Source organism: Cognatundibacterium luofuense (assembly GCF_018139685.1).
Taxonomy (GTDB): domain Bacteria; phylum Pseudomonadota; class Gammaproteobacteria; order Burkholderiales; family Burkholderiaceae_D; genus Undibacterium; species Undibacterium luofuense.
The window spans coordinates 1-385 of sequence record NZ_JAGSPN010000242.1 but is presented as its reverse complement, the minus strand read 5'-3'; the positions used below and the strand labels follow the sequence as shown (position 1 = coordinate 385).

1 protein-coding gene is annotated in these 385 nt (G+C 53.5%); it reads right to left on the bottom strand.

The window, feature by feature from the left end:
• Positions 1–33 precede the first annotated feature (33 nt).
• Positions 34–385 (bottom strand): DUF2863 family protein (locus KDM89_RS20230; RefSeq protein WP_212689665.1); only part of this gene is annotated, 352 nt, incomplete at its 5' end.

The window sequence follows — 385 nt, the reverse complement described above, 5'->3', positions numbered from 1 at the left end:
AAGCCCCGCATAAGACGGGGCACAGAATTCATCTCAATGGAAATGTGCAGTACCTGGTGCGGGAATGTCGTCCGGCATTTCCGGATGTACCAGATCGCCTGCATGATCCGGAAACAGCGGTGTGCCGCAGTCGTCGCAGAATTCCATAGAAAAAATTTCATCCAGCAGCACGATGTCGGTGATGCCAGCCTGACGCAGGATTTCAGGAATGTCGCCTTGTAAGTCCTGCTGATCATCAAGACCGATAGCGGTTTGCTGGTCTTCTGCCTGATACAAGGGCCAGATCACGCCGTAGATCACTTCCGGCGTGTCGTTGAGCAGGAAACTCAGACGTAATTCATCGACCTGACCGGCATTGTCAGCATTGGTGCAGGCACCGATCACG